Here is a 14,593-nt window from a genome sequence, read left to right on the forward strand (position 1 = left end):
GCCGGCGATGCGCTCGGTTCGTTCAATTGGTGGATGCGGCTGATGACGGGGTTACTGCTCGGCATCGGCGTTGTCTGGCTGGTGTATCCAATGATGGAGGAATGGATGACCGACACGGTTCGCGAGATCGAAGCCAAGTTTAGAAACGCAGGCATTCCTCAATAACGCGCACGCCGTTTTGCCCATACTCAATTCTGGCCGGTAATTTTGAATCTTGACACTGCTCCCCAACCTGTTGTAACATCGCCCCCAACAACTCAATAACTATACACACTCTTATCCAGAGAGGCGGAGGGACCGGCCCTGTGAAGCCTCGGCAACCTAGGGTGGTCGTGTGGTCCTGTAGTCTAGTAGTCGAATAGTCTGACTGCTTGACCACAAGACCAGGTGACTACCAGACTAAACTAAGGTGCCAATTCCGGCAGATGATGTTTCTGGAAGATGAGAGGGTGACAATTTTGATCTATTGCGCCCCCATCTTTTGTAAGAGTAGGGGCGTTTTTGTTTACCCCCACCCCGGCCCTCCCCCGTTTGGAAATGCACCAAACAGGGGAGGGGGAGAACACAATGATGACTACCGAACTCAATCTAAAATCGGCAATCTCCAACCTAAAATCTCAGCCCGGCCCGTCTACCACCGCCGTGCACGCCGGAACCGAGCGGCCTAACGCCCACCACGCGCTCACGCCGCCGGTGGTGCAAACGGCCACCTACACCTTCGCCGACACCGCCGACCTGTGCGACTTCATGGACGCGCGAATGTGGGGCGCGGCCAAAGGCCGAACCGAGTATGGCCGCTATGGCAACCCCACTGTGGCCGCCGCCGAGGCCAAGCTGGCCGCGCTGGAGGGCGCGGAAGCGGCAGTGTTGTACTCGTCCGGTATGGCCGCAGTGACTTCGACTCTGCTCACCCTGTTGCAGTCCGGTTCGCACGTGGTGATCACGGATGACTCGTATCGCCGCACGCGCCAGTTCTGCTTGAACTTCCTCAAGAAGTTTGGGGTGGATTGCACCGTCGTGGCGATGGGCGACTACGAGGCAATGGAGGCCGCCATTCGCCCGACCACCCGCCTCATCATTTCCGAGTCGCCGACCAACCCCTATTTGCGGGTGTTGGATTTGGGGCGGGTGGCCGAGATTGCCAAACGGCATAACGTGAAGACGCTGGTGGATGCGACGTTTGCGACGCCGCTCAACTTGCGACCGCTGGAGTTTGGGATCGATCTGGTTTTGCACTCGGCTACAAAGTATTTAGGCGGGCACAACGATTTGCTGGCCGGGGTGGTGGCCGGGAGCGAGCAGTTGATCGCCTTGCTTCGCCAGCAGTTGTGGATGTTGGGCGGGGTGCTCGACCCGAACAATGCTTATTTGCTAGTGCGCGGACTCAAGACATTGGCGCTTCGTGTGGAACGGCAAAACCAAAACGGTCAGCGCCTGGCCGAGTTTCTGGAGAATCACCCGAAGGTCGAACGAGTCTGGTACCCCGGCCTCCCAGGTCACCCTGATCATGAGACGGCCAAACGTCAGATGACCGGGTTCGGCGGGGTGATCAGCTTTGAAGTCAGAGGGGGCCTTTCGGCAGGCTCAGGGGAACCTTTATCGGCGGCGAGCCGGGTCGTGGATGGAGTCCGAATCCCGATCATCGCGCCGAGTCTGGGCGGAGTCGAGAGTCTGATCGAGCAACCGGCGTTGATGTCGTATTATGAGATGTCTACCGAGGAGCGGCTGGAAGTTGGCATCGAACGTGACGCCGCCTCCGGCGATGTTGAAGAAGGCCGACGCCGCCGACGTGCCGGTGGTGGTTTTGCCGGAAGGCGCGAACCTGCGCGAGGTGCACCGGGCGACGTTGACTCTGATCACCAACCGGCAGGCGCACATTGCCCAGCGCACAACGCAGACTTACCACTGGCTGGCCCAACTTTCGGCGGAGAGCAAGGGGCTGGAGGCCATTGCCGGCGCGATGGCGGCTCTCACCGGCCACCACGTAGTGGTGCAGGATAAACGGTTGAGTCCGATTGCGGTGGTGGAGCCGGAGTCGAAAATCTCCAATTGGAATGAAATTCTGGACGGACTCGGCAAGGTGGAGTCTCTGCCTGCCGGTTGGGCCGACCGCAAACAAGTGGCGGCGCGCAATAATGAAGTGGAGCGGCAGAAGATTGCAGGCAGTTTGTCGCGGCTGGTGATGCCGGTTGTGGTCGGGCGGCTGGCGCGTGGCTATGTGTCGGTAGTTGCCGATGATGACGATCTAGACTCGCTGGATGTGCTGGTGATTGAGCAGGGTGCGGCGGCGTGCGGGCTGGAAATGTCGCGCACCAAAGCAGTGAGCGAGGCCACCAAGCGTTTGCGTGGCGATTTCATTGACGCAGTGCTGGCTGGCACGATCTCGAAGCAGGAGATCAAACGTTGGGCCGAGCGCATCGGCCACGACATTACCGCGCCGCACGCGGCGGTGATCTTCGCCTGGCCGGAGATTCCGAACCCGCCGACCATTCGCCGTTTGGAGACCATTGTGAACGGGGAACTTGGGTTGGGGCGGGTGGAGACGCTGGCCCGGGTGGGCGAGAATGAGGCCAGTGTGTTTGTGGCGCTGGGCGTTGACGGCTCGCTGAAGCAAGCGCGGGCGCTGGCGCAGGCGGTGTGCGATCAGGCATCGAAAGAATACCCGAAGATCAAGTTGTTGTGCGGCCTGGGCCGGCCGGCGGCTACGATCTCCGACTGGCACACGTCGTACAAAGAGGCCGGGCAGGCCCTGGCGGCGGCGCGGCGCATTAGCGACGGCGGGCCGCTGTACTTCGGCGACCTGTCGGTCCATCGTCTGTTGTTTCAGCTTGAGGGCCACCCGGAGTTGGCCGCCTTTTGTAACGAGACGTTGGGCGCGTTGATTGAGTACGACACTGCCCACCACAGCAATCTCCTTCAAACACTGTCCGCCTACTTCGTCCATCACGGCAACCTGTCGCAGACAGCGGAGGCGCTTTACATCCATCGTAACACCTTGCAATATCGTATGGATCGCATCGCCGAAATCTCCGGCTTCGATCTCGACAACCCCGAGACGCGGCTGTCGGTGCAGTTGGCGTTGAAGGCTTACCGGCTGTTGTATCCGCAGTCGGACTCAAAGTAATGGGACGCAGATGAACACGGATGAACGCAGATTCTTCTCTGAATCTGTGTGTTTCGCGTTCGGCTTATCTCTCATCTTTTCTTTTGTTCCAGCAGCGGCAAAACAAACGTGGACATTGAGATACAACCAGCTTCTCTGAGCGACAAGCCCATCCTTCGCAATCTGCTGGAACTGTGCCAGCACGATTACAGCGAATTTGATAGCGCTGACGTGGATGAGCACGGGCTTTTTGGTTACAACTACCTCGACAATTATTGGACGGAGCCTGGCCGCCACCCATTCCTGGTGAGAGTGTCGGGCAAGCTGGCCGGGTTTGTGCTAGTCCGGCTTCTGGACTCGGCTGACAACCAACCCACTTACTCAATGGCCGAATTCTTCATCTTGAGAAAGTATCGCCGGCTTGGAGTGGGCCGCGAAGTAGCTCGTCGTATCTTCGACAAGTTTCAGGGCAAGTGGAGTGTGGCGCAGGAAGACGGCAATCGTCCAGCGCAAGCCTTTTGGCGGAAAGTGATCGCCGAGTACACAAACGAAGATTATGAAGAAGTCCAACGGCAGGATGATGAGTGGCGGGGGCCAATCCAGATGTTCAATCCAAGAGAGACGGCACGCCATTAGTGTGCATCCTGCCTAACCCTCATTTCCCCAAGTTTCTCCAGTTTTACCGTAGACCCTCCATCCGCTGTGTTCTAAAATTCACAGTACAGGGTGATTGGAGGTGCTTCGTGAACTGCATCAAACTTACTGTCAATGCTTATACTCAACCGCGCATGAAGGCCTTTGAAGCTAAAGCGGGCCTGCCCAACACCGTTTCGGAGCAGATGCTCAAAGAGGTGAACAGGCCGCCTATGGCCGAGTATTACGCGGTTGAAGAGGGCCGCGAGTGGTTGGGCCGGATGCGACTGACCACTGGCGGCCTCAACGCCATTCTGGTGGACGCGCTCGACGTTCTGCCCGGCCAGCCTAACGAAGCTGAGGTTGCCAGCCTCCTGCTCGATCAAGCACGCGCGGTGGCCGGAGCCAGCAATCGCGTGCTCACCGTGCTCACGGCGAATCAGGAAGAGCGGTGGGCGGCTTATGGCTTCAAGGCGGCCACCCCGGCGCTGACGCTGGCGTAAGAAGTCGCGGATACAACGCTCCGCGGTTCCCACAAAAAAATATGAGCCGACGTTTCCAAACGTCGGCTCTTTTGTTGTATAGTTGCCCTTGTGTCATCCTCTGCTACCCATCCCACGCCGCACCCAGACATCAACGCTGTCCTGAGCGCATTGTTATCAGGCGCGCAAATGATTTTGGGAGAACGTTTTATCGGCCTGTATCTTTGCGGCTCGCTTGTCAGCGGTGATTTCAATCCTCAGACAAGCGACATTGATTTTGTCGTCGTCACCGCCGACGAGCTTCCGGGCGATGTGGTTTCGGCTTTGAAAGCGATGCACACCCGCCTCGCAGCCAGCGGCCTGAAGGGGGCGGCGAGATTAGAAGGCGACTACATTCCGCTGTTGGCGCTCCGCCGCTACGATCCACGGCGGGCAAGTTACCCGCATCTTGGCGTGGACGGGCATTTTGACGTGGAACATCATGGGAGCGATTCGGTCATTCAACGCCACACCCTTCGAGAACAGGGAGTCGGGATAGCCGGCTCATCCCTACAAACCTTGATTGATCCGGTTGAACCGAATGACTTACGGCAGGCCGCGCTGGAGTTGCTGCGCGAGTGGTGGTTACCACAACTCCATCACCCCTTTCGGTTGCGCAGTAGCGAGTATCAAGCCTATGCTGTTCTCACAATGTGCCGGGCGCTCTACACACTACAACATGCAACAATCGTCTCAAAGCCGGTCGCGGCGCGGTGGGCGCAGGAAGCGCTTGATGAGCGTTGGGCAGAGCTAATTGGGCAAGCCTTGGCATGGCGGCCCGACGCGCAATCGGACAATTTGATTGAAACGCTGGACTTTATCAGGCATATGCTTGAACGCAGTCAGCAGTTTGAGGCGCTCATTTATGAACAAACTCGCTAACGAAACCAGCCCTTACTTGCTTCAGCACACCCACAACCCGGTTGAGTGGTATCCGTGGGGCGAAGAGGCGTTAGCCAGGGCCAAAGCCGAGGACAAGCCGATCTTTCTCAGCATAGGTTATGCGGCATGCCACTGGTGTCACGTCATGGCTCATGAGAGTTTTGAGAACGAGCAAATCGCGGCCCTGATGAACAAGTATTTTGTAAACGTGAAAGTGGATCGCGAAGAACGACCCGATCTCGACGCGATTTACATGGACGCCGTCGTGGCCTTGACCGGGCATGGCGGCTGGCCCATGAGCGTCTTTCTCGCGCCAGACGGTATGCCGTTTTGGGGCGGCACGTATTTTCCGCCCGCGCCCCGGGGCGGCATGCCGGGCTTCGCGCAAGTGCTGGAAGGCATTCACGAGGCCTGGATCAACCGGCGCGACACGGTGTTCAAGGGCGGCAAGGAAGTGCTCGATCACATTCAGCAGAACCAGTCCGCTGAAGTGCCGGGCAGCGGCGGGTTGACTCAGGAGACGCTGCCAGAGGCGGCTCAAGCCTTGTGGAGTCAGTTCGACTGGCGAAACGCCGGGTGGGGGTCAGCGCCAAAGTTTTCCCAACCGATGACGCTCGAATTTTTGATCCGCCATCACCTGCTCGCCAACGATCCGCTCGCGCTCGAAATGGCGACCAAGACTCTTGACGCGATGATGCGCGGCGGCATGTACGACCAACTTGGCGGCGGCTTTCACCGTTACGCCACCGACGCCATCTGGCTCGTGCCACACTTCGAGAAGATGCTGTACGACAACAGCCAACTCGCTCGCGTCTACCTTCATGCCTGGCAGGTGACGGGAACCCGCCACTATAAAAGATGCGCCGAAGAAATTCTCGACTACGTTTTGCGCGAGATGACCGACGCGGGCGGAATAGCGAGGGTCGTCTTTATCGTTCGTGGCGGCGCGGCCAGGCCAAGTTCAACGCTTATCTTGAAGATTACACGGGAGTCGTCGAAGGTTTGCTGACGTTGTACGAAACGACGTTTGAGACTCGGTGGTTTACGGCGGCGCAGGAACTAACCGAAACGATGATTGCCCGCTTTGCCGATCCACAGGGCGGCTTCTTCGACACCAGCGACGATCACGAGTCGCTGGTCGTCCGGCCTAAGAGCGTGCAAGACAACGCCGTGCCGTCGGGCAACGCGCTGGCGGCTACTGTTTTGCTCAAGCTGGCCGCCCTGACCGGCGAAGGCCGTTACTCCGAAATAGCCGAGAAGATGATCCAGTCTGTTCAGCCCATCCTGTCACGCTACCCGACCGGTTTCGCGCAATGGCTGGTGGCGCTGGCGTTTGCCCTGAGCAAGCCCAAAGAGATCGCCATCATTGGCGAGCCGGGGCAGGGCGATGTGAACGAAATGCTGGAAGTGGTGCGGGGCGCGTACCGCCCGTTTCAGGTCACGGCAGTGGGCGGCGAAGATTCAATTGTGCCGCTGTTGGCCGGGCGGCCACAACTTGGCGGCAAGGCCACGGCTTACGTGTGCGAGAACTTTACTTGCAAGCAACCGGTGAATGAAGTTGAGAAGTTGCGGGAATTGCTGTAGCGCGAACGGAGTACACCACGAAGACACCAGGACTCGAAGTTTCACGAAGAAGACAGAAAACTTTGTGTGCCTTTGTGCCTTCGAGCCTTCGTGGCGAATCGCTACCCAATCGGCAAATTCACCCGAAACGCCGTCCCGATTCCCACTTCGCTCCCCACCTCAATCTTGCCGCCGTGCCGCTCGACAAGGTGCTTGGCAATCGCCAGTCCCAGCCCTACGCCGCCAAAGCGGTGGCCGTCCATCTCGTCCAAATGAAAATACTTATTGAAGATTTTGGGCATGTGCTCTTGGGGAATGCCCACGCCTTGATCGATCACCGCAACACAGGCCACCATTCCCTGCTGGGTGATGTTGACCTGCACTTCGCCGCCGTTCGGGCTGAACTTGATGGCGTTGTCGAGCAGGGCATTGAACACCCGTGAGAGACTCTCGACACTGCCTTGAATGGAAGGCAAGTTGGGGTCGAGGCCGATGGCGAGCTTGACCTTGTTGGCGGCGGCCTTTTGCTGGTTGGCGCTCACCACGTGAGTCACTACCGCGTTCAAATCCAGATTCTCAAAGTGCGGCACGATCTCTTCCATTTCGTGCAGGAACAAGATGTCGTTGACGAGAGTGGTGATGAGATCAAGATTGTGGCCCACGATGTCGAACGCGCCGTTGAGGTGCTCGCCCTTCAACACCCCGGTCTGGATCAATTGCAGGTAGCCTTTGGCCGACGTCAGCGGCGTGCGTAGCTCGTGAGAGATGGTGGTCAGAAACTCGGTGCGGAGCCGTTCCTGCTCGCTTAGCTCACGGTAAGCGGCGGCCAGCTCTTCGTTCTTCATCCGCAGTTCGCCGATCGTCATCTGGTCGTTGTTGCGCAAGCGCCCGACGACTTCGCGCACCACCGTCACGGCCATGGCCGGGCTACGGTAAAGCACAGCCTCGAATGGCTTGCGGTAAATTTCCAGAACAGTTGTGGGTTCGAGGGTACGCACGGTGGCCACGCGGGGCACGCTGTGAACGAGCGCCATCTCGCCGAAGAATTCGTGGCGGCCCAACCGGTTCAGCACCCGGCGGTCGGTGGGACTCATGGCCTTGGCCACTTCCACCGAGCCGGAGATGATGACGTAGAACACGTCCTCGATCCGGCCTTCCTGGCACAGCACCGTGTCTGCCGGGTAGTCGCGAATTTCGCCGCGCTCCACCAGTTCGGCATAATCCTGCCCGGCCAGGCCGGGAAAGACCACGCTCAACAGCTCAACGGATTCGGCGAGAACGAGAGGTGATTTCATGTCAGCCGTTTATGAAATTTCCAAGACCTGGCAAGTCTGGATAGTCAACTGCCCGGGCGTTCGTAGATGCAGATCATTGTACTCCCATATTTGCGTTGATCCACCAGCGCCAGGTGGGTCAAATTCTTCTCCACGTACTCCACCGGGTCAATCTGAACGACGGCCCAACCGTCCGGGTTAAGCCAGTCGGGCTGGGCGTCAACCAGGGCCAGGGCCTTCACCCAAAGCTCCTGATACTGAGGCGGGGCGATGTAGATGTAGTCGAATGACGTAAGCGGCGTTGATTTGAGGTATTCCAGCGCGTCGCCCCGTAGCACCCGGCTCTGCCCGGTGAAGCCGACGATGTCTAAATTCTCTTTGATCGTTTTGATGGCTAACTTGTCCGAGTCAATAAACATGGCTTGCGCCGCGCCCCGGCTGAGGGCTTCGATGCCGACACTGCCCGTGCCGCCGAACAGATCGAGAAACGCCGACCCGACGATGCCGCCGCCGATGATGTTGAAGGCCGCCTGCTTGACTCGATCCATCACCGGGCGCGTGCTGTCACCCGGAACCAGTTTGAGCCGCCGGCCTTTGGCCGCGCCGGCGATTACCCGAATACCAGACATGGATTCACCGCCAAGACGCGACCCCGCAAAGAGAAGCGGGGCAGGCGAGCGCAAAGAAAACCAAAGAATTTCTTTGCGTCCTTTGCGGCTTCGCGGTTCAAATTAGTTGGCCATCTCTCGCGCCGCTCGCAAGTTCGCGCGCGGGGCGGTGGTGGGCGTGACACAGCCCGTGCCCAGAATCAGCCGCCGCCCGTTCGTTTCGGCAATGGCCGACTGCGCTTCGGCGCGCACGGCTTCGGGCGTGCCGCGCACCATCGTCTCCCACTGCCGCCAGCCGCCGCAGACCGCGCCTTTGAATTTCTGCGCGCCCGCGCCGAGCGTTGGCGGGGTCTCGCGGTCGTGCCAGTTGATCACCTGCGCCGGGTAGCCCGCCACAAGATCGAACATCACGTCCTCGCCGTGCAGGTGCGCCGCGTTCAGCCACAGCTCGCCCGCCGCGTCCAGGATTTGCCGGTCGTATGGCTCGGAAGATCGTTTGGATGAACGGCGTCCCAGCGGGCAGGCCGTCGCGAATCAACTCCAGCGCCCGCACTTGCCCGCCGAGCGAACCGGCGCGCGGGTCGAGCGGCTTGAGAGTTGCCCAGTCGCCGGGCCGGGAGATGGGGCGGCGGGTGTAGTCGCGGGTTCCTTCGGGGTTGCCCTGCCACTCGTCGCTTGCCCCCCAGTCGCGGATGCAAAACGAACTGGCCGGAGTCACCTTCACAAAGTCAAAGTCATAGAGCGATTGGAACTCAAGCGTGGCGGCGGCCAAATCTTCCGGGCGCTGATCGTCCACCGGAAAATGCCGCCATAAGGCGACGGCGAGTCGGTCAACCGGCTTGCCATTCATTGTGGCTTCAAGTCGCTCTCGTTTGTCCATAGCGCTATTTTATCCCTAACCGGCACGGACGCAAAATGAAGGTAAAATCTTTTCATGGACAAAGTCCCGCCTCAGGCGACGTTTCTGGACTTGAGCGACTACGCCCGGCCGGCCGCGTTGTGGTTGGTGCGGACTCTGCTTGCCACGCCGATCACCTCCATTCACCTGACCCTGGCTTTCACCATCGTCGGTCTGGCCGCGGCCCTTTTGTTTGCGCTGGATCGCTGGTTGCCGCTGGCTGGGGCACTCCTGCTCCTCAAAAGCATGTTGGACGCCGCCGACGGCTCGCTGGCCCGCGCCCGGCAAAAGCCTTCGCGTGTTGGCCGCTTCCTGGACTCGGTGTGTGATTTCGTGGTGATGGTCGCCGTGTTTGGCGGCATTGCCGCCGGCCAACAACTGCGGACTGGTGAGATTGGCCGCTTCGCGTGGTTATTGGCGGCGCTGGCCGTTCTCTTTGCCACTTTGCAAGGCTCGGTCTTTAGTTACTACTACGTTCGCTACCGCGCCCAGACCGGCGGCGACCAGACCAGCAACGTGGACGAGAGCGCAAGCGGCGGCTATGCCGGCGACAACCCGACCGCGCTGAAAATTTTGCATACCCTCTATCGCCTCGTTTACAGTTGGCAGGATGCGCTGATGGATCGCCTGGATCGCCTCGTCGCGCCGAAAGCCGCTCAACTCAGGCCGGCATTTCTCACCGCCACCACCGTGCTGGGCTTAGGCTCACAACTTTTGATCATCGCCGTCTGCGCCGTGTTCGGCCAGCCGGTCATTGCCTTATGGTCGTTCGTCACCGTTTTCAACCTCTACTGGCTGGCTTTGCTCGCCGTTCGCCGTTTCGCCTCATGAAAACCGTTGCCTGCAAACGCTTTGAATTTTCGGCGGCGCGTGAACTTGCGGACCGAATGCAAGGCCACAACTTCAGCCTGTGGGTCGGTGTCGCCGGCCCGGTGCAAGCCGACACCGGCATGGTCATCAACATGGCTGACTTGAAGGATATTGTGACTAATGTGCTCGACCACTATGATCACCGCCATCTCAACACTCAACTCAGCGTTGAGCCGACGACGCCGAACATCGCCCGGTCACTGTGGAACGACCTTTCTTCCCGTTTGCAACTTGACTCTGTTGAGCTGGCCGAAGAGGACGGGGAAGCCGCTACTGTTACAGAAACGGCTGTAACCGCGATCCTTCACGGCACGTTCGCGGCGGCTCATCGCACCCACGCGCCGCGTTTGAGCGACGAAGAAAATTTGGCTCTTTATGGAATCTGCGACAACCCGGCGGGGCATGGGCACAACTACCGGGCGCAACTTTTTCTGCCGCCCGGCCAAACCGTAGATCGAACGGTGTGGGCTGAGTTCGATCACAAAAACTTGTCGGTAGACATTCCCGATCTGGCGGGCCGTAACGTCGTCACCGAAGCTGTGGCCGAACTGCTCGCCCGCCGTGTGCCTCAGGCTGGCCGAGTGCGCGTGTATGAAACGCCGGAGTTCTTTGCCGAGTATCATCGCGGCGACGCCAACTACCGGCTGGGGCGGCGCTACCGTTTCAACGCCGCCCACCGCCTGCACAGCCCGGCCCTTTCGGCTGAAGAGAATCAGCGGCTTTACGGCAAGTGCAACCGCCCCGAGCCGCACGGCCACAGCTACGTCGTCGAAATCGTCATTAAGAGTCCGCTCGACCCGCAAACTGAGGCGGCTTATGATCTGGGCGCGCTAGACAAAACGGCAGTAGGCATTCTGGGTGAACTGGACTATACCTGGTTGGACGCTGACGTGCCTGCGTTTCGAGATCGGCCCAGCACAGGCGAGAATATTGCTTGCCGCTTGTGGGAGCAATTTAGGGCGGCGCTGGATTGTGAAGTGGAGTCGGCGCGGTTGTGGGAGACGCCGAACAACCAGTTCCGGGTTGTCTCGTAGGGCAAATTGCCAATTTGCCCCACATCTCTGGTGAGGAAGCGATGCACTACACAAAATTACAGGAAGCGGTCAAAGAAATTCTGGTTGGCGTTGGAGAAGACCCGGAGCGCGAAGGGCTGGTGAACACGCCTCTGCGGGTGCGTAAAATGTACGAGGAACTGCTCGCCGGTTACCACATTGACCCTGCGACCCTGATCAACGGCGCTTTGTTCAACGTCGAATATGACGAAATGGTAGTGGTGCGCGACATCGAGTTTTACAGCCTGTGCGAGCATCACATGCTCCCGTTTTTCGGCCATGCTCACGTGGCTTACATTCCCAAAGGCAAGATCATTGGCCTGTCGAAAATTCCGCGCATCGTAGACATGTTTGCTAAACGTCTGCAAGTGCAGGAACGTATGACGCGCCAGATCGCCGAATTATTGGAAGAGGTGCTCGATCCGCAGGGGGTGGCGGTGACCATCGAGGCCACCCATTTGTGTTCGGTGATGCGCGGCGTAAAGAAAGCCAACTCGCGCATGGTAACCAGCGCCATGTGCGGCGAGTTCAAGAATAACCCCAAGACTCGCACCGAGTTTCTGGAGCACATACATCGCCCGGTCGCCAGAGATTTGTAATCGCTTTGTAGAGCGATTTGCCCGCTTCGCGTCGCTCTACACGCCCGGATCGCAAAGGAGATGCAACCATGACTCTCTTTACCGTTGACGAAATCAAGGCCAGCCTGGCAGACTTGCCGGGCTGGGAAGTGCGCGACGGACTGTTGACCAAGACTTTCACCGTCAAGTCGTTTGCCCATGCTGTGTTATTTATTGGCGCTATCGGCCAGTTGGCCGAAGCCGTCAACCATCACCCCGACCTGAACCTGCACGGTTACAACAAGCTGACGGTCAACCTTTCGACTCATAGCGCCGGCGGGCTGACGAACAAGGATTTTGATCTGGCAGAACAAATTGAGAAGTTGCCGCACAAGCCGTTGAAATGAAAACAGCCATTATCACCGGCGGCGGGTCGGGCATTGGGTTTGCAATTGCCCGGTCGCTGGCGAAAGAAAAATTTCGGGTCGGGTTAATTGGCCGGCGGGGAGTGGCGGTAGAGGCGGCTTCCCAGGCGATCAACCGGTCGGGGGGCGACTCCTGGTGGGGGGCCGTTGACGTTCGCGATGAGGCGGCGGTGTCGGCGTTCGTCGAGTCGGCTGTCGCTCAGTACGGCAAGATCGATCTGCTGGTCAACAACGCGGGCGTGTTTAAGATGAGGCCAATCGAAGAGACGACGGTTGAATTTTGGGATGAGACTTTGGACATCAACCTCAAAGGTGCATTCATTTTCTCAAAGGCCGTGTGGCCGCACATCTCCGGCGGGCAAATCATCAATATCAGTTCGGTGGCCGGGATTCAAGCATTTCCGGGTAACGCCGCTTACTGCGCCTCAAAGTTTGGGCTCAACGGTTTAAGCGAAGTGCTGGCGCTGGAGGGCAAGGCGCGAAACATTCGCGTTCACCTGGTTTGCCCCGGCAACACCCAAACGCAGTCGTGGGACGACCAGGCTCCGGCAGAAGTGCAGGCGCGGATGATGCCGCCCGAAGCAGTGGCCGAGGTGGTGCGCTGGCTGGCCGTCAGCCCGCCCGAAGTGACGTTTGACAAAGTGGCGGTAAACCCGGCGCGCGATCCCTGGCGCTAGAGCAATTTCACAGACACCCAGTGTCTTTGCGTAGCGCCCCGGCGCGAAGCGGACGCCTGGTGCCTGCCACAAACCATCGCCAACATTTTCTGCTAAACCTCTAGCCGACACCCGGCTATAATCAGATCATGTTCGGCAAACTTCGCCGCCTGGTTCTGACCTTGATTCTGGCCGATGCGTTCCTGACTCAAGTGGCGCTGTGGGTCGCCGATTCCATGCGCCGCTTTTTGCCGCTGGGGCGCGCGATTGACACGACCGGGTCGTTTCTCAACCCCTACATTTATTTGATCATCGCCGTCTTGTGGCCGGTCGTCTTCTACGTCATCTCGGTGTACGACGTGCGGCGCGACGTGCGGCCGGTGGGCAACGCGCGCATTCTGTTTGTGGCCGTGTCAACCGCCGTGTTTGTGTTGAGCGGTGTTCTGTATTTCACCTTCCGTGATACCCCCCGCCTGCTGATCCTCTATTTTTATCTTTTCGATCTGGTGCTGTTGGCGTCGGCGCGGCTGACGGTTGGCCTGGTGTTGCGTTTGATGCACGCCAGTGGCCGCCCGCTGACCCGGATTCTGTTGGTGGGCGCGGGCGAGGCCGCCGAAGCCATCGCCCTCTCGCTCGCCAACCGGCTTGGTCACGGCATCTCGATTATCGGGTGCGCCGACGACGATGTCGTCGAAGGGCCGCTGGGCATTCCGGTGCTTGGTTTGGTGGAAGACGTGTTGCGTCTGGTGCGCGAGTGCCGGATTGACGAAGTCATTATCTGCCTGCCCGCCTCGCGTTATGCCGACATTGAACAGCTCTCCTTCCAACTGCAAACCGAGCCGGTGCGGGTGCGCCTCGTGCCCGACTTTCTGAAATTGGTCATGGTACAATCCAGCGTTGAACTCATTGGCGGCTTGCCACTGATCGGTTTGCGCGAGCCGCGCATTGACGGCCCGGCCTGGGCGGTGAAGCGGCTGTTTGATCTCACCTTGAGTGTACTCCTGCTGGCGCTGGCCTCGCCAGCCATGCTGTTGGCGGCGCTGGCAGTTAAGCTGACTTCGCCCGGCCCGGTGTTTTATCATCAACGGCGCGTGGGCGAAAACGGCAAGCTGTTCTGGGTGCATAAGTTTCGCACTATGGTTGCCGGCGCTGAGCAGAACCGGTTTGAGAAACGCCCCGACGATCCGCGTGTCACCCACCTGGGCCGCTTGTTGCGCCGGACGAGCATTGACGAACTGCCGCAGTTATTCAACGTCTTGCGCGGCGAGATGAGTCTGGTGGGGCCGCGCCCGGAGCAGGTGTTCATCGTCGAACAGTATGAACCCTGGCAACGTCAGCGGCTGGCCGTGCCGCCGGGCATCACCGGCTGGTGGCAGGTGAACGGGCGGGGCGACCTGCCCATGCACCTCAACACGCATTACGACTTGTACTACATCCGCAACTACTCCCTCTGGCTGGACTTGAAAATTTTGTGGAAGACGGCGGGGGTGGTGATAAAGGGGAGAGGAGCGTACTAAATTCTCCAATCTCTAATTCTCCAAGAGCGAGAAT

At 59.2% G+C, this 14,593-nt stretch carries 13 protein-coding genes, 2 pseudogenes and 1 riboswitch; of the genes and pseudogenes, 12 read left to right on the forward strand and 3 right to left on the reverse strand.

The window, feature by feature from the left end; all coding sequences use genetic code 11:
* From HYZ49_00630 to HYZ49_00655, 6 genes and pseudogenes are all read left to right on the forward strand, one after another.
* Positions 1-165, forward strand: a 165-nt coding sequence (locus tag HYZ49_00630; GenBank protein ID MBI3240788.1) for a hypothetical protein, incomplete at its 5' end; no start/stop codon positions are given.
* Between the two features lie 108 nt (positions 166-273).
* Positions 274-448: riboswitch (SAM riboswitch) on the forward strand.
* Positions 449-1,846: 1,398 nt separating this feature from the next.
* The gene (locus HYZ49_00635) at positions 1,847-3,124 is read left to right on the forward strand and encodes a helix-turn-helix domain-containing protein (GenBank protein MBI3240789.1); all 1,278 of its coding nucleotides are present in this window, start codon (positions 1,847-1,849) and stop codon (positions 3,122-3,124) included.
* Positions 3,125-3,232: 108 nt separating this feature from the next.
* Positions 3,233-3,739, forward strand: coding sequence for a GNAT family N-acetyltransferase (locus HYZ49_00640; protein ID MBI3240790.1), 507 nt, complete (start codon positions 3,233-3,235; stop codon positions 3,737-3,739).
* Positions 3,740-3,846: 107 nt separating this feature from the next.
* Positions 3,847-4,239 (forward strand): hypothetical protein, encoded by a 393-nt coding sequence (locus HYZ49_00645; GenBank protein MBI3240791.1) that lies wholly within the window; start codon positions 3,847-3,849, stop codon positions 4,237-4,239.
* 90 nt (positions 4,240-4,329) lie between these two features.
* A complete protein-coding gene (locus tag HYZ49_00650) occupies positions 4,330-5,139 on the forward strand; it encodes a DUF4111 domain-containing protein (GenBank protein MBI3240792.1) in 810 nt (269 codons plus the stop codon).
* Positions 5,123-6,723: pseudogene (locus HYZ49_00655) on the forward strand (thioredoxin domain-containing protein). The gene HYZ49_00650 and the pseudogene HYZ49_00655 overlap by 17 nt, the downstream one beginning before the upstream one ends.
* A 101-nt stretch (positions 6,724-6,824) precedes the next feature.
* Here HYZ49_00655 and HYZ49_00660 read toward each other — a convergent pair.
* The 3 genes and pseudogenes from HYZ49_00660 to HYZ49_00670 form a co-directional block, all read right to left on the reverse strand.
* Positions 6,825-7,997, reverse strand: coding sequence for a cyclic nucleotide-binding domain-containing protein (locus HYZ49_00660; GenBank protein MBI3240793.1), 1,173 nt, complete (start codon positions 7,995-7,997; stop codon positions 6,825-6,827).
* Positions 7,998-8,041: 44 nt separating this feature from the next.
* The gene (gene rsmD, locus HYZ49_00665) at positions 8,042-8,605 is read right to left on the reverse strand and encodes a 16S rRNA (guanine(966)-N(2))-methyltransferase RsmD (protein MBI3240794.1); all 564 of its coding nucleotides are present in this window, start codon (positions 8,603-8,605) and stop codon (positions 8,042-8,044) included.
* Positions 8,606-8,707: 102 nt separating this feature from the next.
* Positions 8,708-9,464: pseudogene (locus tag HYZ49_00670) on the reverse strand (hypothetical protein).
* Between the two features lie 54 nt (positions 9,465-9,518).
* On the opposite strand from HYZ49_00670, the gene HYZ49_00675 reads away from it, so the two are divergent.
* The 6 genes from HYZ49_00675 (at position 9,519) to HYZ49_00700 (ending at position 14,559) form a co-directional block, all read left to right on the forward strand.
* On the forward strand, positions 9,519-10,313 hold the full coding sequence (locus HYZ49_00675; protein MBI3240795.1) for a CDP-alcohol phosphatidyltransferase family protein: 795 nt from the start codon (positions 9,519-9,521) through the stop codon (positions 10,311-10,313).
* The gene (locus HYZ49_00680) at positions 10,310-11,386 is read left to right on the forward strand and encodes a 6-carboxytetrahydropterin synthase (GenBank protein ID MBI3240796.1); all 1,077 of its coding nucleotides are present in this window, start codon (positions 10,310-10,312) and stop codon (positions 11,384-11,386) included. The genes HYZ49_00675 and HYZ49_00680 overlap by 4 nt, the downstream gene beginning before the upstream one ends.
* A 41-nt stretch (positions 11,387-11,427) precedes the next feature.
* A complete protein-coding gene (gene folE / locus HYZ49_00685) occupies positions 11,428-12,003 on the forward strand; it encodes a GTP cyclohydrolase I FolE (protein MBI3240797.1) in 576 nt (191 codons plus the stop codon).
* Between the two features lie 68 nt (positions 12,004-12,071).
* Positions 12,072-12,368 carry a 4a-hydroxytetrahydrobiopterin dehydratase gene (locus tag HYZ49_00690; GenBank protein MBI3240798.1) on the forward strand — a complete coding sequence of 99 codons (297 nt, stop codon included), beginning with the start codon at positions 12,072-12,074 and terminating at the stop codon, positions 12,366-12,368.
* A complete protein-coding gene (locus tag HYZ49_00695) occupies positions 12,365-13,063 on the forward strand; it encodes an SDR family oxidoreductase (GenBank protein MBI3240799.1) in 699 nt (232 codons plus the stop codon). Before HYZ49_00690 ends, HYZ49_00695 begins: the two co-directional genes overlap by 4 nt.
* Positions 13,064-13,191: 128 nt before the next feature.
* Positions 13,192-14,559 (forward strand): sugar transferase, encoded by a 1,368-nt coding sequence (locus HYZ49_00700; GenBank protein MBI3240800.1) that lies wholly within the window; start codon positions 13,192-13,194, stop codon positions 14,557-14,559.
* The last annotated feature ends 34 nt before the right edge of the window (positions 14,560-14,593 follow it).

The organism is Chloroflexota bacterium (assembly GCA_016197225.1).
Taxonomy (GTDB): Bacteria; Chloroflexota; Anaerolineae; order Anaerolineales; family VGOW01; genus VGOW01.